This is a genomic window from Marinobacter sp. UBA5687, assembly GCF_002420325.1.
Taxonomy (GTDB): Bacteria; Pseudomonadota; Gammaproteobacteria; order Pseudomonadales; family Oleiphilaceae; genus Marinobacter; species Marinobacter nauticus.
Genome location: NZ_DIHV01000109.1, coordinates 34,700 through 53,027, shown reverse-complemented (window position 1 = coordinate 53,027; position 18,328 = coordinate 34,700). Strand labels below are relative to the sequence as shown.

17 protein-coding genes are annotated in these 18,328 nt (G+C 57.5%); 2 read left to right on the top strand and 15 right to left on the bottom strand.

What is annotated here, in order from left to right:
- The first annotated feature begins 37 nt into the window (after positions 1–37).
- Positions 38–1,762 (top strand): diguanylate cyclase domain-containing protein, encoded by a 1,725-nt coding sequence (locus B3Y70_RS11345; RefSeq protein WP_014421185.1) that lies wholly within the window; start codon positions 38–40, stop codon positions 1,760–1,762.
- Positions 1,763–1,803: 41 nt separating this feature from the next.
- On the opposite strand, the gene B3Y70_RS11340 is transcribed toward B3Y70_RS11345, so the two are convergent.
- From B3Y70_RS11340 to B3Y70_RS11270, 15 genes are all read right to left on the bottom strand, one after another.
- On the bottom strand, positions 1,804–2,778 hold the full coding sequence (locus tag B3Y70_RS11340; protein WP_014421184.1) for an AgmX/PglI C-terminal domain-containing protein: 975 nt from the start codon (positions 2,776–2,778) through the stop codon (positions 1,804–1,806).
- A 5-nt stretch (positions 2,779–2,783) separates the two neighbouring features.
- Positions 2,784–3,284 (bottom strand): ExbD/TolR family protein, encoded by a 501-nt coding sequence (locus B3Y70_RS11335; protein ID WP_014421183.1) that lies wholly within the window; start codon positions 3,282–3,284, stop codon positions 2,784–2,786.
- Positions 3,281–3,793, bottom strand: a complete 513-nt coding sequence (locus B3Y70_RS11330; protein ID WP_014421182.1) for an ExbD/TolR family protein — start codon at positions 3,791–3,793, stop codon at positions 3,281–3,283. Before B3Y70_RS11330 ends, B3Y70_RS11335 begins: the two co-directional genes overlap by 4 nt.
- 25 nt (positions 3,794–3,818) lie before the next feature.
- A complete protein-coding gene (locus tag B3Y70_RS11325; RefSeq protein ID WP_014421181.1) occupies positions 3,819–4,526 on the bottom strand; it encodes a MotA/TolQ/ExbB proton channel family protein in 708 nt (235 codons plus the stop codon).
- A gap of 133 nt (positions 4,527–4,659) precedes the next feature.
- Positions 4,660–4,971, bottom strand: a complete 312-nt coding sequence (locus B3Y70_RS11320) for a hypothetical protein (RefSeq protein WP_014421180.1) — start codon at positions 4,969–4,971, stop codon at positions 4,660–4,662.
- A gap of 15 nt (positions 4,972–4,986) precedes the next feature.
- Positions 4,987–5,556 carry a tetratricopeptide repeat protein gene (locus tag B3Y70_RS11315; RefSeq protein ID WP_014421179.1) on the bottom strand — a complete coding sequence of 190 codons (570 nt, stop codon included), beginning with the start codon at positions 5,554–5,556 and terminating at the stop codon, positions 4,987–4,989.
- Positions 5,543–8,425 (bottom strand): tetratricopeptide repeat protein, encoded by a 2,883-nt coding sequence (locus tag B3Y70_RS11310; protein ID WP_235853427.1) that lies wholly within the window; start codon positions 8,423–8,425, stop codon positions 5,543–5,545. Before B3Y70_RS11310 ends, B3Y70_RS11315 begins: the two co-directional genes overlap by 14 nt.
- Positions 8,418–10,352, bottom strand: a complete 1,935-nt coding sequence (locus tag B3Y70_RS11305) for a tetratricopeptide repeat protein (protein ID WP_288589826.1) — start codon at positions 10,350–10,352, stop codon at positions 8,418–8,420. Before B3Y70_RS11305 ends, B3Y70_RS11310 begins: the two co-directional genes overlap by 8 nt.
- A 20-nt stretch (positions 10,353–10,372) precedes the next feature.
- Positions 10,373–10,924, bottom strand: a complete 552-nt coding sequence (locus tag B3Y70_RS11300; RefSeq protein WP_288589825.1) for an AraC family transcriptional regulator — start codon at positions 10,922–10,924, stop codon at positions 10,373–10,375.
- 19 nt (positions 10,925–10,943) lie between these two features.
- A complete protein-coding gene (locus tag B3Y70_RS11295; protein WP_414674117.1) occupies positions 10,944–12,104 on the bottom strand; it encodes a DUF3570 domain-containing protein in 1,161 nt (386 codons plus the stop codon).
- The gene (locus tag B3Y70_RS11290) at positions 12,091–12,327 is read right to left on the bottom strand and encodes a DUF4266 domain-containing protein (RefSeq protein WP_222447947.1); all 237 of its coding nucleotides are present in this window, start codon (positions 12,325–12,327) and stop codon (positions 12,091–12,093) included. The genes B3Y70_RS11295 and B3Y70_RS11290 overlap by 14 nt, the downstream gene beginning before the upstream one ends.
- A gap of 19 nt (positions 12,328–12,346) precedes the next feature.
- Positions 12,347–12,850 carry a TlpA family protein disulfide reductase gene (locus B3Y70_RS11285; protein WP_278803373.1) on the bottom strand — a complete coding sequence of 168 codons (504 nt, stop codon included), beginning with the start codon at positions 12,848–12,850 and terminating at the stop codon, positions 12,347–12,349.
- Positions 12,851–12,862: 12 nt separating this feature from the next.
- A complete protein-coding gene (locus B3Y70_RS11280) occupies positions 12,863–13,507 on the bottom strand; it encodes an outer membrane beta-barrel domain-containing protein (RefSeq protein ID WP_014421172.1) in 645 nt (214 codons plus the stop codon).
- Positions 13,477–14,229: an SH3 domain-containing protein gene (locus tag B3Y70_RS11275; RefSeq protein ID WP_014421171.1), complete on the bottom strand. Its 753-nt coding sequence runs from the start codon at positions 14,227–14,229 to the stop codon at positions 13,477–13,479. The genes B3Y70_RS11280 and B3Y70_RS11275 overlap by 31 nt, the downstream gene beginning before the upstream one ends.
- Positions 14,230–14,251: 22 nt before the next feature.
- A complete protein-coding gene (locus B3Y70_RS11270) occupies positions 14,252–16,930 on the bottom strand; it encodes a hypothetical protein (RefSeq protein WP_286714300.1) in 2,679 nt (892 codons plus the stop codon).
- A 189-nt stretch (positions 16,931–17,119) separates the two neighbouring features.
- Between B3Y70_RS11270 and B3Y70_RS11265 the strand changes: the two genes are divergently transcribed.
- Entirely contained in the window at positions 17,120–18,325 is a 1,206-nt protein-coding gene (locus tag B3Y70_RS11265; RefSeq protein ID WP_023009959.1) for a hypothetical protein, read from the top strand.
- Positions 18,326–18,328 lie beyond the last annotated feature (3 nt).

The window sequence follows — 18,328 nt, the reverse complement described above, 5'->3', positions numbered from 1 at the left end:
CTTCGCAACAGACCGACCAAGAATAACAGGAGTGCCCATGGGGCAGCCGCTTCCGATATCACGCATTATGCACACGGGCGTCCTGCTTCAGTGTGAGCTGGACACAACCATTGCCGATGCGGCTGCCCGGATGTCCGAAACCTCGGTCAGTTCCATTTTGATTACCGATGGCGGAACGGTTGTTGGTATCTGGACAGAACATGACGCCCTGGCGATCGACTTTACAGATCCCGAAACATTCCAACAGCCGGTAAGTACAGTGATGAGCTCACCTGTGCTGTCCTTACCCGAGACACTCGATGCCGGTGAAGCCGCGGTTCGTTTACGCGATACCGGAAAACGCCATTTTCTGGTGACTAACAGTAGCGGCAAACCGGTCGGGATCCTTTCCCAGACCGACCTGGCCCTCAACCAGGGCCTGGAACCCTACTTGCGACTGCGGGAAGTGAGGGCGGCCGTACCGCGCCCGCCACTGGTGGTTCGGGGCGACCAGTCTCTGGCGGAAGTGGCCAGTTACATGCATCGCCATCATGCCGATGCGGTGGTGGTCGATTGCGACGAAGAAGGTTTGGGGATTCTGACCGAGCGGGATATGGTCCGGTTTATTGCACGCCACACCAGCAACACCCTGGTCAATGAATTGGCGACCCGGCCTCTGCTCACCGTAAACGAAGAAGACCCGCTGATTCACGCCCGCGATCTGCTGATAGATCATCGCATCCGCCATCTTGCCGTGGTCAATCAGCTTGGAGAGGTTACCGGCCTGATCGGTTATCACGACATGCTGACCGGCGCTGAGCAAATGTATCTGGACGATCTTCGCGAAGCCCTCGAACAAAGGGATCAGGCCCTGGCCAAATCGAGGCGAACCCTGCAACTGGCGGAGCGGGTCATTGAATCGTCTTTTGAAGGCATAATGGTGACCGACAAAGACGTCTGCATTGAATTCGTCAACCCGGCATTCACCCAACTGACCGGTTATACCGCCGAAGAGGTCATCGGTCGGTCACCGGATCTGCTCTCATCCGGGCGCCACGACAGCGAGTTCTACCGGCGCATGTGGAATTCCCTGGAAACCCACGGCTACTGGCGCGGAGAAATCTGGAATCGCCGAAAAACCGGTGAGCTTTATCTGGAACTTCTGACCATCACCGCAATCACCGACGATGACGGCAATACCACACATTACGCGGGCCTGTTCACGGATATCACGCAAAATCGCAGGAACGAGGAACAGATCCGACAGCTAGCCTACTACGATGCCCTCACCGGTGTGCCGAACCGACGATTGCTGGAAGACCGGCTGGAGCACGCCATTCGCCATGCCCATCGCAAGGAAATGCTGCTTGCAGTGATGTTTATGGATCTGGACCGTTTCAAGGAAGTGAACGACACCCTGGGCCATGCGGTGGGGGATGACCTGTTGCTTAAGTTCACTACCAGGGTAAAAGACTGCCTGCGGGAAGACGACACACTCGCCCGACTTGGAGGCGACGAGTTTATTGTGCTGCTACCGGAGATGGAACGGCTATCCGACGTGTTTGCCGTGGCCGACAGGCTGATTGAAGCAAACAAACGGCCCTATCAGATCAACGGCAACCAGATAAACGTGGGTTCAAGCATTGGCATCAGCCTGTATCCGGAAGACGGTACCACCGTTCAGGAACTGATCAACGGCGCCGACATCGCCATGTATCGTGCCAAGCGGGAGGGGCGAAACCGCTACAAGCTGTTTGCGCCCCACACTGTCGAAAGCGCCTGATCAGGAGCGATCCTTCACCACCCCTGAACCGGAGCCAACCGTCAGCTCGACAACAGCTCGATCGGATAACGAATGGTGGTCTTGTCGACTCCTGGTCGTGCTCCAAAGTCTACCAACCGCAACCGGTTGCAGATCTTGTTCTCAAGTGCCGGTTCGTTGAGTGTTGACTCCACAACCGAGCAACTGGACACCGCACCATTCGGCTCGATAACCAGTTCGGGCGTGATACTGCCCTGCAGCGAGGGTTTTCGGCGCAGCTCGCGATTGTAGATGCTGTAAATGGCGGACTTGTTGGCATCCATGGTACGGCGCAACTCCTCCCGGCTACGCGATTTCGAGGCAGTTTCCTGCTGCTCCCTGCGCACCGTCTCTTTTACCGCAGCCACACGTTCCGCCTCGGCCACCTCCGCGCGCTCCCGTTCTGCCAGGGCAAGCTCACGGGTTTCCCGGCTCAAAGCGGTTTCATTCACACCACTACTGCGGGTGTTTTCGGTAGCACGGGAAGCCAGGGTATCACCGGTCTTCCTGGCGATCGGCTCGGCCGTATTGGTAACCGGACTATCCAGTTTGACCGATTCTGCCAGCGAACTGATCTTCGACAGCTCCTTGCCCATGGCAAGAATCCCGGTGTTTTTCGCCTTTTCCCGAGCCTTGGCCACTTCTTCCGGTTTGGGCTCTGGTTCCGGTTTTTCAGCCACTTCCGGTTCTGGAACAACCGGCGCTGGAGCGGGTTCGGGTTTTGGCTCAGGCTTCGCCTGCTCCACCGGCTTTTCCTCAGGCTTTGGCGGCTCGGGCTCTGGCAATATCGGCTTGGGTGGCTCCTTTTTCTCAACAATCAGCTTCGCCAACTGAGGCGGCAAGGCTTCCTGTTCCTGCCGATCCTGTTCCGGCAACTCAACCCAACTCACATAGCCCGCGAAAATCAGAAACAGGGGCACCACGACAACCGCGGCTGCAAACAGTCTCTTGCGCTCTCCCCTCTCCTGATTCCAGGGCAATCCGTAGCGATAATCCATTAGCTTCAGGCCCCCTGTTCCGTGCGCTGATTAACCGCCAGGGAAATGCTGGCATAACCGGCGTCCACACAGGTGGACATGATTTTCTTGAGCAGCTCGTAAGGAAGTTCCCGGTCCGCAAGAATGGTAATGGGGCGACCTGCCTCCGGTGCTGGCGCCGACGAACGACTGGCCTGGTAGTCGAGCTCCTGCTTCAGCGATGGCTCAACCTGCCCCTCGAAGGTCTGGAACGCGTCGCGTTTCACCACCAGCCGGCCGTTCACCAGGATATCCCGGTCGGTCACGGTTAGTGCCAGTACATCACCCGGGGGTTGTTGGGCAGTCGAATCGGGCAATTTGATGGTGTTGTTCTGGTTGAGTACCTGTACGTCAGACGAAGAGTTCACCATCAGGAAGAACACGAGGATGGTAAAAATATCCATCAGCGACACCAGGTTCATTTTTCCCTGGCTTTTGTTGCGCCGGTAATGCCGTTTCAGACGACGGGCTTTCGCGGATTCTTTCATGAACTTACCTCCGCGGTGCCCGAGGTCTGGGCAGGTGCATCTCCGAGGGAGATTTCGGGGAACAATTCGGCCTCGACAACACTGCCAGCCACTACGGCTTCATAGGAGCGCACCGTATCCATCACGGAAACCAGAGACTGATAAGAGGTCTGCCGGGACGGCATGATGATCACATCCTTTTTGTCCGGCACCCGACTCTTGATCTCTTTCATGACATCCTTGAGCAGAGCAAAATCATACTCGCCCTCACGCCGGGGTATGTCCTTGATGACGCCGCCCTGGTTATCTGCAACAACCAGCCGATCTTCATAGATCACAACCTGGATCTGCAGTTCTTCAGCCTGCTCTGCCGACAGGCTCTCGCCGGTCGGAAAGTTGAGTTCCAGAACGCTGGTGTGGGCGAACACCATGTTCAGCAGCAGTACCGGCACCAGCACAATCATGAGGTTCATGAAGGGCGTGATGTCGAGATCGGCCTCACTCTGTAGGCGACGATGTTTCCGTCTCATGGCCTGACATCCTTCTGGCTGGTTATCAGGCCGGGCTACCGGCCGGAGTCGCTACCTGTGCCGGCGCGGCGGCATTCTGACCCTGTGGTTGAACCGCGGCTTTGCTGCCTGAGCCATCGCTGAGAAGGTTCAGCACCTTGATGCCGGCCATCTCGAAGCTGTCAACAATCTCGTTGGTCTTGGTCTGAAGCAGCGAATGGATCAGCAGCATCGGAATGGCGGACATCAGGCCGAAGGCGGTGGTGTTCATGGCAACCGAGATACTCTGGGACAACAGGCTCGCTTTCTGGGCCGGATCCGCTGCGGCTACTGCGGTAAAGGCGGCAATCAGACCGATAATGGTACCAAGCAGGCCCAGCAGCGTGGCGATGTTCGCCAGTGTTGCCAGGTACTGTGTGCGCTTTTCCAGCCGAGGCATAACATCCAGCAACCCCTCTTCCATGGCGTATTCGATCTCTTCGCGACCCTGGCGGCGGGCCAGGCGCTGAAGGCCGAAACCGATCATGGTGGACATGGCACTACCGGACTCCTGAGTGTAATTCAGGGCGCCCCTCAGATCGCGCTTTGCAATCATCTGGTGCAGGCGGTTGAAATCCCGACGGTTGGTCAGTTTCTGGGCGGAAAGGTAGACGTAACGTTCAATGGCAACAATGAGTCCGATGATCAGCACAACGGCGATCGGAAACATAAAAAAGCCACCTTCCTGGAAGAAGCGAACGGCGGTATCGATCATTTTCTGGGCACTCCATGGTCCGTTTTCAGATCAGTCTATTCGCGAGCTCGCCCGGACAGGGTAAGTTCGCGCAAGTCTGTGTGAGGGTTTGTTTATTTTTGCGCAAGAACACAGAGCAGATGTGAGGAATGTCTCACTCCGACGATTCATCTGCCGGTTGTGTCTGTTTCAGGAATTCGTTGTGGTATTGCACCAGCCTCTGGAATTCATATCGTTCCAGCGGCGCAATCCCCTGATTAACCATGAGCCGCTCGTCTGGCGCCCGAAGTTGTTCATTTTCCGGTGGTTGCCAGGGCACCAGATACATGACCGTGGGCACTTCCTGGTCGCCACGAATGCGGGTACCTTCGATGGTTACCACACCCGGGGTGTCCTGGGCGTAAAGCATGGGCGCCGCAGCTATCAGAGCGGAAGCGGCCAGAATAATCGGCGCAAGATGTTTCATATCAACCTATCCAAATCAGATTCTGTTTTTCGCATCAAATATCCAGTCTTCCAGTCTCGGGTGCGGTTCGCTGGCAGCCGATTGATAACGCTCATAGAGTTCAACCGCATCGGCGGGGTTACCCAGATAGATATCGAGCAGGAAGGCCAGATTGAGGATTGCAGGCGCGTAGTCCGGATCCGCCGCCAACGCAGCTCGGTAATACCGTTCCGCCTCATCGAATTCTCCAGCATTCCGGGCAATCACGCCCAGATGATTCAACGCCTGGACATGCTCAGGATTGACTGCCAGCGCGCGCTCAAACCATTGTCTCGCGCTATCGGAATCCCCTTCCCGGAAAGCGATAATGCCAAGGTTCGCCATGGGACCGGCCTTGTCCGGGTAGTCAGTAGTCAGTTGCTCCAGACGAGTCCGGGCTTCGGCAAGGTTGTCCTGCTCCATGGCCCGGACCGCTTCCCGGAATGACGCCTCGAGGACAGCCGGCTCGGCCCGAGGATCAGATTCTGGCGGCGTCGGGGCCGTGACACATCCAGACAACCCAACTAACAACCAAAGACAGAGACCACCGGACTTAATCAAGTTCATAGACAACCCCCGAGGTCACTTCTTCCTTCCGGTAGCGTCCTGGCAGCAGGACTCCCAGGGCCTCGTAGCTGCGCTTGACCCACTCATCGAAAATGCCCTCCCGGGCCCGCCGGATGTTCTGCTCGTGGATATCGATGGCGTTGTCTTCGAATGGATAGGCCTGCTCTTCCAACAAAAGCTCGTACTGGGCCAGCTCAAGCTCACTCAACCCGGTGGGCCGCTCCGAATCCATCAGATCGGCACCGAGGCGTCCATAGATATGGGCAATCTGGTATCCGGCCTCGGTTGCGAACGTCGAAAGGCCGTAACTGGCGGTTTTCTTGTAGGCATTAACTGCCCGTTCAAGCGCATCGGTCTTTGCAGCCATGCTCTCATTCAGTGGCAACGTCAGGCGAATGCTGTCATACCGGGCAAGCGCTTCGCGGGCGAGAATGGCCGAGGCTGACGCGGCAAGGTAGCGCATGCGGTCGTCCGCCGCGTCCGGATTCCGGTCCACCGTTTCCATTTGCTTGCGCAACCAGTAATCTCTTTTTACGGTGTCATCAGCTTGCTGATAGAGCTCAGCCAGCCGATTGGCCGCTTCCATGTAGACATCGGCCGGCTCGGGATGGCTGTTGGCGTAATTCCGCCAGGTATCAATGGCCTTGTCACGGTTTCCGGCCTGATCGTACAGCTCTGCTGCAATCAACAGGTTTTCTCTTCGCTCTTCCGGCGTTGTCGCCAGAGCCACCATTTGTTGCAATTCGTCGGCTGCTCGCTCCCACTGCGCCGTTTCACGATAGGCCAACGCCAGTTTTGCCGGGACCGTATCAATCAATTCGTGGTCCGGGAAAGCCCTTCGGAAACTGGTCAGCACACCAATGGCCGGTTCCCAGAGCTTGGCGGTTATCAGAAGTGAGGCGGCATCGTATTCAGCGTTTGCCCTTAGTGCGGATTCCGGAACCACAGCACCGACTCGCAGGAACTCGCTGACGGCAGCTTCCACATTACCGGCATCGGCCAACTGCTCGGCCTGCCGATAGACCGCAGCGGCCAGGTTTTCACGTACCCCGCTTCTTCGCTCATCATCCTCGGCCATGGTTGCCAGGGCATCACGGTAAGCCTGCTCCGCCTCAGCGTACCGAGCCAGTTCAGAGAGGCTGTGGCCAGAGAACAGGAAGGCTTCTGTCGTTAACTCAGCGGAAGGCGTGGGCTGCCAGGTCACAAGCCGGGCCGCCATATTGACGGTCTCTTCCCAGTTTTTCCGGTCAAACTCCCGCTGTAGTGCAATGTAATACACCGCCGGGGCCCTGGGGTCTTCGGGAAACGCATTTGCAAACCTCAGCCGATTCAACTGCTGCAGTTCCTGATAAGCCGCCTGTTCTGATACGGATAGACTGTTCCAGGTTATTGAATACTCACGGAATGCCAGAACCGACGCGTAGCCGGCTTCGGCTGCCCGCCCGGATACGGTGTCCTGCGGATAGTCATAGGCCACACGCTCGAAAGCGGCGATGGCTTCCGCCCAGTCTTCCAGCTCCAGATAGGTTTCACCCAGAAGGAACAGACGCTCCGGGGTGCGGGGATGATCCGGGAAGGTGGCGGCAAACTCGGCGTAATAACTGGCGGCTTTGCGGTAGTGATCATCGGCCTGCCGCTGATCGGAGGCCTCCCCTGCCAACAGGTACTGGCGGTCTGCCAGCTCAGGCAGGAGCCGCTCCAGCTGTTGCTCAATGAAACCCATCGCATCCGGGCCCGCTGACTGCCAGTAGTCGCTGTAAATACCGTAAAGGCTGACAAAGTCGGCCTTTCTTTCGGGGACGGTACGGGTGAAACCGGCCAATTCCAGGGTATCGATAATCCGGATGTGGTAGCGTGGCGCCCAGGGACTCGCCGGGTGGTCTTCTATGTAGGCCTCAAAGACGTCGATCGCATCACCGTATTGCTCCCGCTCCAGCAAGAGCTCGCTGTAGCGGTCATAGACCAGGATTTCATAGGGGCGCCCACCAGTCTGGCGAAACAGCGCCTGCAAGGTTTCCGCGCCATCAAGGTAAGACAAGGACAGCCCTACGACCCGGAACAGATCCTCGATCAAGGTCTGGCTCCGCCGATCCACATCTTCCACCGGTTGCCCCTCGGGCATCACCAGATCAAGCACTTCTACATAGCTGAACAGGGCTTCCTGGTATTGCGCCTGCTTGAATAGACTCCAGCCTTTCATGTAATGCGCGTTTACCAGAAACGAGGCATCGGCCATCCGCTCCTGGCTGGCGAGGGTAACCTCGTCGAATGCCTGCTCGGCTTCCCGGTATCGGCCATCGATAAACAGCAGATCGCCGCGGCGAAACTGAGCTTCTATCCAGTAGTCAGAATCGGGGTACCGCCGGACCAGAGTATCCAGAGTATCGAGTTGCTGGGGCGTCGCTCCCCGAAGCTCCCAGGCCCTGGCAAGCTGATAATAGATCTTGTCATTGCCCTCGCGCTCCGGGTATTCGGACAGAAGACGCTGGTAGGCCTCGATAGCACCGGCGAGCTCATCGACAGCGGTATCGGCCATTTTCCGCTCCGCCCGCTGAAATTCCAGATCGGCCAGCCGGTGTCGGATGGTAACCTGCTTGCGGGGATCGTCCACCAGCGGCAAAAGCGCCTTGTAGCTTTCCATCACTATTTCAATGGAGACATCATCCGAGGGGCCGCTGCCAGTCTCGACACCCTGAACCTGACGGGTCTCAGTCGCCGGAAGCGCGGCCAGGGTGCCCTCACGGACCCTGGGCATTTCCTCATCGCCGGCGGGGATCATCGACTGTAACATCTGACAGCCACTGGCCATGAGCAGCGCACCTGCCACGACAAGGCCTTTCACCATCTTTCCTGGGATCCCGTTACTCATCACCGGCTCCCGGGTTTTGCGATGTGCGGAACAGTTGGTCCGCCAACCTGGCCTGGGCATGGCGGGAAGCCACCAGATACCCATTGAGCTCTTCCTGCTGGTCAACAAGCATGCTGTCTACCTGGCTCAGGAGGATTCGCCGGGCGCTGCTCAATGCAACGGCCACCTCTTGGCCAAGGGTGGCGAGTTCGCTCTCGCTGGCAGAAATGCGCCGCACCAGTTCGGCATGGCGGTCATCGTCGGACATCAGGGTTTCAACCCTCTGCCGCTGGGCCTGAAAGTGCTGCATTTCACGGTCCAGCTCCCGCAACTGCTTTTGTGCCGCCCAGCGATTCACGCCATAGTCATCCGCAATCCACCAGTCGAAGTAGGCACGCATTCTCCGGTAAGTCTCACGCTGGCTGGCCGTGGTGGCATCATCAGGCAAGCCCGCCAGCGTTTCTTCAACCTCATTGAGCTTGTCTCTCAGTGCTTTCTGTTCTGCGGTCATGAAGAATTGAACGTCTTCTTCAGCCAACGCAGTGGCGATCGTTTCCCTGAATTCCTCATGCAACGTCTGCCACTGGTCCGCCTGCTGGTTTTCGAGCGCCCGACGGGTTTCCGCAATCCGCACCTGACGCTGTTGTTCGCGGGTTTCCAGCATGATCCGGAAGGATTCAAACCGGGACTGCCGCTCGGCGATAAAGGATTGCATTTGGTAGAGCTCGTTCAATTCTGCAAGCGCCTGCTGAAAAGTCTCCGAAGCCAGCACTTCGGCCATGCCGAAATCGGAAGGCTGGACCCGCAAACGGCCGTAGGAATCCGTGAGAATCCCGTCGCTGTCACGAGTAAAGTCGAGCTGCGCCATCAGGCTCTGTTCACTGAGCTCATTGCGGATATTGTCCAGCTCCTTTATACGGGCCTGGTAGAGGTCCGCTGCCTGTTTGAAGGCTGACAGTGCTCGTTGCGGTCTGCTCATCTGCTCAAGAACATAGGCCCGGGCAAACGGAACCTGCTGTCGCCAGGGCAAAAACAGATTCCTGTTTGACAGCGTATCAAGCGCATCAAGTGCCCGATCCGGCCTGCCCTGCCCGGCCGCCGCTACGGCATAGTCGAAAAGGGCCTGGTCAGCGAATACGCCATTCAGCGGCATGTCGCCAAGGATCTCAAGCGCCGCGTCGAACCGGTCATCCCTGAGGTAAAGTCGGGCAAGTGACAGTCGGGCCCTGTCCAACAGGCCGTCGCGTTCGGCCTCTGGTTTGGCGGAATCGGCAGACTGTTGAATGATGGCGATGAGTGTCTGCAGTTCAGCCTCGGCTGTCGCGACGTCTCCCGCGTCCAGAGCGGCGACGGCTGAATTGTATTGCAGGTAAAGGGACCAGATGTCCGTGTCTTCCAGTTGCTCCTTCAGCGACGTCAGCTTCGATTCGTCTTCGATCCTCGAAGACATCATGGCCACTCGTGCTCGCAGATAAACCCACTCCCGAAAGAGGTCATGGTTGGCCTCAGCGAGTGCCTCGGCATCCACGCGCTCGAGATTCTCACCGGCCAGCTCACGATTACCTTCCAGGAAAAACACCTTGCCCAGATAGAACCAGGCCTGATTGCGAACATCCGGCGAAAGTGTGCTACCCGCGCCGTCACTACCGAGCAGCTCCGTGAACAATTTGCTGGCCTCACGGGTCATGCCCCAGGACAACATCAGCCCGCCCTCTACCAAAGCCGGGTGATCACCATGTCCTTCGATACCGCCTTGCTCACGGGCAACCGCCAGCTGGGTCAGAGCCTCAAAGACATTGCCCTGATGATACTCATACAGAGCCCAACCGTACCGAAGGTCCTTCGCCCGCTCAGGCCGGGGCTCATCGGCCTGGGCCGGAGCAACCATCGTCAGCCATAACAAAGCGCCGGTAAACAATACCGAACGCGTTCGAAATAGCTTGATCACTGTCAATCCCACGGCGCGGCTTACTCCCACTCCACGATGGAAACTGAAGGCTGATAATCGGAAGAGCGATCCTCAACACGGATTTCCAGAGCGGCTGTGCCAGTACCCTTCTCGAATTCCAGCGACGCTGCCTGTTTGTAAGGCCGCTGATCCGGCCCGATGCCCTCGACGAACGCCGTCACCTGATGGTCTCCGGTCTTCAGGTTGCCCACGTAAAGCCTCTGCATACCCCCGCGCTCAAGTGCTTTCGCCTGACGCTCGGTATAGAGGTGAGAGGCAACGATCTCGTCGTCAACCTTCAGCTTGACCGCATCCAGCTTCAGAAACTTGCCTGCATCCACGCTGAGAAACACTGCAACCTGGGTGTTGGCCGGAAACAGCAGGTCCTCCTCAAGGATAAACAGGTCCCGGTTAAGCCGGATAACCTTCTTCTTGAGGGCCTCGACCTGCTCGGCGACCGCGGTCTCGTCCTTCTCCTCCCCGGGATTGGACTGGGCGAAGGCAGGGGCTGTCAGGGCGAGGGTCAATGCCGCTAACAGCGCCGGAAATCGGGAGTTCAAGCAAGTGGCCATGGTCGTTCTTCCTGCATGCTCAGTATTCAAGAATCAATGACGCCCGGGTGACATAGGCATCGAAGGAATAAAGGGGTTCTTCGCCGGGGAGATAGTTTCCGGCCGCGGTGACATCCCGGAAGTTGTCATAATCAAAATTCAGCCAGTCCACCAACAGACTGAACTGCAGACGATCAATGCCCGGAAGCGACGTCTGTTTCCATTCGTACACCGCGCCTACTGCCAGGGTTGTCCCTGAAAGCGAGCTGAGCTCCTTGTCCCGGGCAAGATGGGTCTGGGAGTTCTTGAACGGGAAAAGATCGCTGTAAAAATCCGCCTCGTTCTGGGTGTAATAGCGGACGGAACCTTCAAGGGTCCAGTGCTGGGTCAACCCGTGCACGTAACCCAGTTCCATGGTATGGGCGTTAATGCCCCAGGTATCTGAAAAATAGCGGTATTCACCGCGTATTGAGGCGCGATACGGCAGATAGTAAAGCGCTCTCACGGCCACGGAGGTACTGGTTCGGGTTTCCGGATACTGTTCCGGTTGAGTCAGGAACTCCGCTGGATTATCGGGATTAATGTAGCGGTTCACACGATACGGGTTTTGCAGGTAACCCTCGTCTGTGACCACTTCGAGGTCCAGGCCTACCAGACTGTTACGGGTAACGACCTGGCTAAGGCCCAGCTGGTAGTTACGACGATCGGCTTCCTCGCTGAAGGAATCATTACCAACCCGACCCACTTCGTCCCAGCCACTGGCATAGCCCATGGTCACCGTGGACATGCCTCCGAAGAATTCCTGGCTCACCGAAAAATAGAGGGTATTGGCCTCGTAATCATTTTCCGTACTGTTGGTATAACCCAGACTCAGAATGGCCTTGTCGTGCAGGTAATCCACACCCACGGTGTATTCTGTACGCTCCTCCTCGTAGGCACTGGCTGTCGCCAGTACATCCACCGAGGCAGCAGACACAGAATCCACGTAATACTGACCGGAAAAGGAGACCTGGGGGCCAATCCCTTTGCGGACCAGCACCGACGGGCCATCAATCACCATGCCGCCACCATCGTAACGATGATAGAGCACGTCTACTTTGTCCACGGGTAAGGTCGCCGCTGTGGCGGACTGAACCGTGAGTAACACCATCAGGGCCGTCAGACTGAGAGCAGCAACCCGAAATCTGTCAGTTACAGCCACAGCCACCCCCTGAACCGCCTTCAGCGCCGCGAGCGGATTCTCTGGCCTGATAGACGTGATGCATGTAGGCGTCAGCCGAGCCATGCCTGCTCAGACTCATGACCGGATCCGCCAGATTGTCACGCTCGTAGGGTTTCACCCAGGGTTTTACCGAGCTGCAGCCGGTCGCCATCAGCAGCAGTGCAACCAGAGACAGGGACGACAGGATCGACAAAATTCGCATAGCGGGCACCGTCCAGAAGTTACTCGCGCACCAGTTCGCGAATCTGTTGCTCGTATTCATCCTCGTAACCTGGCTGGTAGCCGTAGTGCAGATATCGGGCATTGCCGTTCCGGTCAATCATCACCGTCGTTGGCATGGCCTGAACCTCATACAGTTCACTAACCGAGCTCTCCGGATCGTAAAGAATCGGATAGTTGACCGGCACCTTGTCGAGGAAACGGAGGGCTTCGTCCCGATTCTCATCCACGTTCACTGCCAGAATGGTGAAACCGAGATCCTTGTACTGGCTGTATAGCTCGTCCATCAGGGGCATTTCCTGACGGCAGGGCCCACACCAGGAAGCCCAGAAGTTGAGCATAACGACCTCGCCCCGATGATCCTCCAGCCGCAGGTTCTCCCCGGAGCGGCTTTCCAGGGTAAAGTCTGGCGCCGGTATGTTAATGGCCTCAGCCGCGGCCAAGGGGCTCGCGCAGGCCAGTACACCCGTCAATGCCAGTCTTGCTATGGATGCTCTCACAGCCATTCCTCCTTAATTTCAGAAAAACACAGACAACCCGGTACTGACCTCGGTATTGACGGAGGTCTTCTCTTCCCCAAGCACATCAATGTCGTAAAAGTGTTGCCGTACCCCAAAATGCACCGACACGCTGTCGGTCAATAGAACCTGATAGCCGGCACCCGCATTCAGGGTGAAACGGGTATCGCCGGCAAACTCCGTGGCCCCTGCCCCGGCAATCAGATAGAAGTTGGTGTTGAAGGCGTAATTCTCTGTGAGGAACGCCTCACCCGGCAGCACGTTGTACCCCAGGTTGATGTTGTAGTAGCTATAGTCCCGTTCACTGTCGGTCAGCACCTCCACATCTCCGGCCAGCTTCTCGAAACTGGTCTCGCCGCCTTCCGCAAAGCCCACACCTGCTTCGAAAAAGAACGATTCGCTCAGGTGGTATGTCAGCTTGCCGCCGTACAACAGGGACGATTCAAAATCCTCAATGTTCAGCACACCCACAAATGCCCCGATCTCGAAGTTTTCGGTATCGATCAGGGCTTCGGTAACCGGCACCGGCGTCACATCGGGCTCGATCAGCGGGCGGTCTTCCTGCGCCTGTCCTGCCGCAGCGGTGCAAAGGCCTGCCGCAAGGCACAGCGGTTTCAGAAAAAGATGCTTAGTCCGATTTTCCATTCTGTCGCTTCTTCGTTGGTGGACCGGGTCGTGAAGACTTTGTAGTCCTTCACCTCGGCACGGATGAAATATCGATCGGTGATGTAGGCCCTGATTCCAAGGCCAGCATGGCCGATGCTGTTATCACGTTCCTCCGGCTGGGCGAGAGACGCTTTCGGCTCAACCCAGATGTGGCCAATCCCCAGGGTGAAAAAAGGCGATATCCGCCAGTCCGGAAATGGCTGATGCACCAGATTGCCATTAACCATCCGAATCTCGGAGGCGCTGCCAAGAATCTGAGCCCCCCACAGCTCTGCAGACAGATTCCGGGTCAGCCAAAGACCTCCATAGCCAGCCATCACGGCAGCACCGTCAAACTCGCCCATCATCAAACCGGCTTCTGCCCGTCGCTTCCCGAACGAATCCAGGTCAGGAACCTGTAGGCTCACGGTCTCTCCCGTGACATCCACGGTTTGAGCCAGGTCCGCCACCGACACCCAGCCTTCCCTGCCTCGAGAGTCCATCACCTTGATCCAGCTGGTCTTGCGCTGAAGGATGGTCAGCCACTCGCCTTTCTCACTTGTATGGAACACCGGGTATCCGGATGCCGGGCCCGTCCTCCAGGACAGATAGGCTTCGGTTACCTGCACCCGGGCCACATCCTGGCCCTCCGAGCCCCATAACCCACCGGCCCAACTCTGGGCAGGGAGCAAGAGTAAAATCATGAGAATGGCGATGGGCATGGCGCGAGCTTGAGTCCTTGGATCAGTCTTCCGGGGCATCGAAGGGGTTGTTGTAATACTGGCCACCAATATCCAGCCATTCTGAAATCAGCCTCAGTTCGGAAGGCTTCAGAAAACCTTCATGGCTGCCACCGGCTGCGAACACATCAAAGAATCGACTGAACCGAGCGCCATTGACAGACATGGATGGCCGAACCGGCACGGTTACCATGATCGGTTGCTCGTTCCCATCAGCATCAAGGATCGGATTGCCCTCTTCATCCCTCAGCACCTCCCCGGAATCCACCAGCACATCCACGAGGGCGCCGTTCATCAACGCCTGCTCGTTGTCCGGATAGAGGAGTTCGCGATAAGAATTGAAGTGCAGCGGCTCTGCAGGTGACGGGCCATCGCCCAGATCCAGCTGCCCGGCGGGCACCTGAGCAGCGCCTGCTGCATCGGCGGTAGTGTGGCAGCCGGTGCAGGTGGAATCAGAAATGACGTCCATGGTGACAGGGTCCACTTCCTGCCGGAGCTTACCCCAGAGTGGATGGATATGCTGTTCGTAGTTAATCACAATACGGCAGTTAGGCGACCACTCCCCAGCACAGACACCGGAAATGGGCGGAGCCGTGTCCAGGTCACCGTAAGCGTACGCGAAACTCGCGCCCAATGGCGCCACATTCGGGTCGGTCCATTCATCTTCGTACACAAGATCCGGTAACGGTCGGCGAATGCCGTTGATTCGGCCATAGACCTCGGCCATGGTTTCGCCCATGTCGGCAAACAGTGCAGGATCGGTGTTCGGAAATGGCCGGCCAGTGGTTGGCGCCCCGGCCCAGGCGGGCGCGGGGCCGGCATCGGTGCGGCCATGAGGAGCGGAGCTATCCGGATCATGGCAACCTGAACACTCCCGAGTCTCGCCAGGGCGCACGGACAGCCAGTTCTCATGCCTTGGCCCGAGTCGTCGCCCCTGCCCGTCCAGCACGCTGATCGCAAAGGAAACATTGGCAGGGACCGCCACTTTCACCGAGCCATCCGGCTCAACCGGCACATAACCGAGGATCTCACGCATTAGCTGGCCACGGCTTCGCCCATAAGCGCTGTTGTCAAAATCCCATACGTCGTCATCGGGTATCGCCACGGGCTTCTCTAGCCGCAGGAATCTTGCTGGCCGCTGCTCCGGGGGCGTTTGCACCGGATTGGCCATGGCGGGGATGCCGGCTGGCGTGGTGTCCGTGCCGTCCAGATCGTAAACACTGCGAATGTGCAGAATTCCGTAGCCGTCATCCGCCAATGCGCCAGCATCGCCGGGGAACTGGGCCTCTGGAATAAAACGTTCCAGAGGGCGACTTCGCATCAGCAAGGCCTCGTCAAACTGGACGCCTTCTACCGCAGTCACAATCGGACGGCGGGTGCTTTCAGCCGCATCCAAAAGCCAGAGCCCATACACCGGGGGGGCCGGACGATATTGGTCAGAAGCCAGTCGGTCTTCCGTACAATTTACAATGCGATCGGTCGCAACTTCCCGCAATCGGCAAGGAGTCCAACTGACAAGGTAACGGCCGGTGCCATCCAGTAGCGGCGACGCAAACCCGTAGCGCCCGTCAAGAGACAACTCTCCATTCAGGCGAATGCCCGGAATCAATGAGCGTTGTCCCACAGCCTCAGTGCCATCGACGCGAAGATTGGCCTCAACAAAGCGTTCAACATCAATTTCTGCCAGCACCGACGCATAGTCGTCGCTTTCAAAGGGGCGCAACTGGACCAGCAGGTTGCCTGAATCCAGTGCCTGAGGCCGCAGGAACTGGATGTCGCCGGCTTCCGGAATGGACTCATGGGAATGCCGGCCGTAAAGGTAGCTCAACCCGGTACCGTCAGGATTGATGCGATAAAGGTTCACACCATTGTTTCGAGTCTGACCGGCATTATCCCAACGACTGAAAATGATGGTGCCATCGCCCATAACCACGGGGTCCAGGTCATGGCTCTGGTTAAAGGTGATCTGCTCGATATTGCGGCCATCCTCATCCATGACATGAAGCAGAAACGCCGGACTGTCCAGTTCCTCGTCCAGGCCGGAATACTGAGGCTTGCCCTCATCCAGCAGAATCGCCTTGGATACGCGCTGGCGTGTGGATGAGAAAACAATCCGGCCGTCAGGCAGATAAGCCGGCGACACGTCCTGACCCGCGCGGGCGGTCACATCCGAATCAATAATACGGCGAAGCGATGCCGCGGTTCGATCGTATTCCCAGATATTCCAGGTGGGCTGTTCGTCATCGTCGGCACCCTCTATCTCTGGGGCACGCAGGGCAAAGAGTAACCGGTTTCCATCCTGGGACACGTGAAGATCTTTGACGTCGTAGACCCCCTGTCCAGGGGTACCACCAGATAAGGCAGCAGAGGATATATCCTTTGCCGAAGATCGTGCTGCGGCGCTGGACTTCAGCAAAAGGCGGGCGCCTGGCCTGAATTCTGCGGGGTTCGCAAGGTCATCCTCAACCAGCGATCCGGTGTTTTCATTGAATACAAGTTGCCGTTCTATGTAGGCAACCGGCTCCTCGACCACAACCGGATCAGCCTTCTGGCTGTCACCGCCAGACAGGCATCCTGTCAGCGACAGCGCACCGATACAGGCCAGCAACCGACCACGGTGATAGCGAGCAGAGAGAACCGATGACGTGACTTCCAATGTAACAAACCCTGTGGTGGATGACATTCCATGACATAAATTAAGTCGGTTCGAACCTGTCACTCCAAAGCTTTTACGTAACGCAATGTAATAACGTGGCCTGGGACTCAATTTTTAAGATATAGCAAGTCGTAAACTTTTAACAATTGTCAAAAAGCATTAATGTGCGGATGCTAACCATCATTGAGGGATACGGACATGACCGCCCGGAACAGGATGACAAGCCTGATTACCATGGCTTGCAGTATCATCGTTCTTTCAGGAATGGTGTCCAGCCTGGCTGAGGCAGGCGCCAGGGAACAGGCCAAACAGATACACGACCGTATTGCGGGCGTTCCGCCGTCCGAGAGCGTCCTGCAGTCGATGGCCGACCTGATACCTTCCAATCCCGAAGGCGCTGCGTTCATCGCCATGGAAGATCCGGCCTTTTACGATGTCACGCTTAAGAACTTTGCTGCGCCCTGGACCAACGAGGCCATGTCCAAGTTCGTGCCTCTCAACGATTACATTGCCACCGTTGTCGGCATGGTTCGGGACGACCAGGATTTTCGGAAGATCCTTTTTGAAGACGTGCTCTACATTGGCGATCCGTCTCTCGGTTTACCGCCCTACTCTGTGAGCAACAACAACCATTACTCAGAACTGGAATCCCGGGGCATCAGCCTGCGCGATAACCTGATTCGGGTCAGCCAGTCCAGCTACAACGGACTGCCATCTTCGGCCACGGCCGGCGTGATCACCTCCCGTGCCTCTGCCCGAGCATTCTTCAGCGCGGGCACCAACCGCGCCATGTTCCGGTTTACCCTGATCAACCACATGTGCAACGACCTGGAGCAGGTCGCTGACGTTACCCTGCCCACCGACCGTATTCGGCAGGATGTCTCTCGCAGCCCCGGCGGAGACAGCCGGGTTTTTCTCAATAACTGCGTAGGCTGCCACACCGGCATGGATCCGATGACACAGGCCTTTGCCTATTACGACTACCGGTATGACCAGAACAACGACCCCGACGGTGAATTGGGGCGGTTGGTCTACAACGCCGTCGGCACGACAGATCCGGTAACCGGCACCCGGGTTCAGAGCAAATATCACATCAATTCGGCGACGTTTGAGCAGGGTTATGTCACACCTGACGACCGCTGGGACAATTACTGGCGCCAGGGTGCCAATCGACGCCTTGGTTGGGATCCGACCTTGCCCGGCTCCGGCAACGGCGCCAAAAGCCTGGGTCGGGAATTCGCCCACTCCCAGGCCTTCGCCCAGTGTCAGGTGAAGAAAGTCTTCGAGAATGTATGCCTGCGCCCACCCTCGGACAGTGACGACCGGGCCAAGGTCAACAGTATGGTTGTCAGCTTCGCGAACCAGGGCTACAACCTGAAGCAGGTGTTCGCTGAATCCGCTGTTTACTGCATGGGGGAGTAACAG

What these genes read in the sequence shown, in the direction of transcription:
- B3Y70_RS11345 (WP_014421185.1), top strand. Translation starts at nt 38, where the DNA reads ATGGGGCAGCCGCTTCCGATATCACGCATTATGCACACGGGCGTCCTG.
- B3Y70_RS11340 (WP_014421184.1), bottom strand. Translation starts at nt 2,778, where the DNA reads ATGGATTATCGCTACGGATTGCCCTGGAATCAGGAGAGGGGAGAGCGC.
- B3Y70_RS11335 (WP_014421183.1), bottom strand. Translation starts at nt 3,284, where the DNA reads ATGAAAGAATCCGCGAAAGCCCGTCGTCTGAAACGGCATTACCGGCGC.
- B3Y70_RS11330 (WP_014421182.1), bottom strand. Translation starts at nt 3,793, where the DNA reads ATGAGACGGAAACATCGTCGCCTACAGAGTGAGGCCGATCTCGACATC.
- B3Y70_RS11325 (WP_014421181.1), bottom strand. Translation starts at nt 4,526, where the DNA reads ATGATCGATACCGCCGTTCGCTTCTTCCAGGAAGGTGGCTTTTTTATG.
- B3Y70_RS11320 (WP_014421180.1), bottom strand. Translation starts at nt 4,971, where the DNA reads ATGAAACATCTTGCGCCGATTATTCTGGCCGCTTCCGCTCTGATAGCT.
- B3Y70_RS11315 (WP_014421179.1), bottom strand. Translation starts at nt 5,556, where the DNA reads ATGAACTTGATTAAGTCCGGTGGTCTCTGTCTTTGGTTGTTAGTTGGG.
- B3Y70_RS11310 (WP_235853427.1), bottom strand. Translation starts at nt 8,425, where the DNA reads ATGAGTAACGGGATCCCAGGAAAGATGGTGAAAGGCCTTGTCGTGGCA.
- B3Y70_RS11300 (WP_288589825.1), bottom strand. Translation starts at nt 10,924, where the DNA reads ATGGCCACTTGCTTGAACTCCCGATTTCCGGCGCTGTTAGCGGCATTG.
- B3Y70_RS11290 (WP_222447947.1), bottom strand. Translation starts at nt 12,327, where the DNA reads ATGCGAATTTTGTCGATCCTGTCGTCCCTGTCTCTGGTTGCACTGCTG.
- B3Y70_RS11285 (WP_278803373.1), bottom strand. Translation starts at nt 12,850, where the DNA reads ATGGCTGTGAGAGCATCCATAGCAAGACTGGCATTGACGGGTGTACTG.
- B3Y70_RS11280 (WP_014421172.1), bottom strand. Translation starts at nt 13,507, where the DNA reads ATGGAAAATCGGACTAAGCATCTTTTTCTGAAACCGCTGTGCCTTGCG.
- B3Y70_RS11275 (WP_014421171.1), bottom strand. Translation starts at nt 14,229, where the DNA reads ATGCCCATCGCCATTCTCATGATTTTACTCTTGCTCCCTGCCCAGAGT.
- B3Y70_RS11270 (WP_286714300.1), bottom strand. Translation starts at nt 16,930, where the DNA reads ATGTCATCCACCACAGGGTTTGTTACATTGGAAGTCACGTCATCGGTT.
- B3Y70_RS11265 (WP_023009959.1), top strand. Translation starts at nt 17,120, where the DNA reads ATGACAAGCCTGATTACCATGGCTTGCAGTATCATCGTTCTTTCAGGA.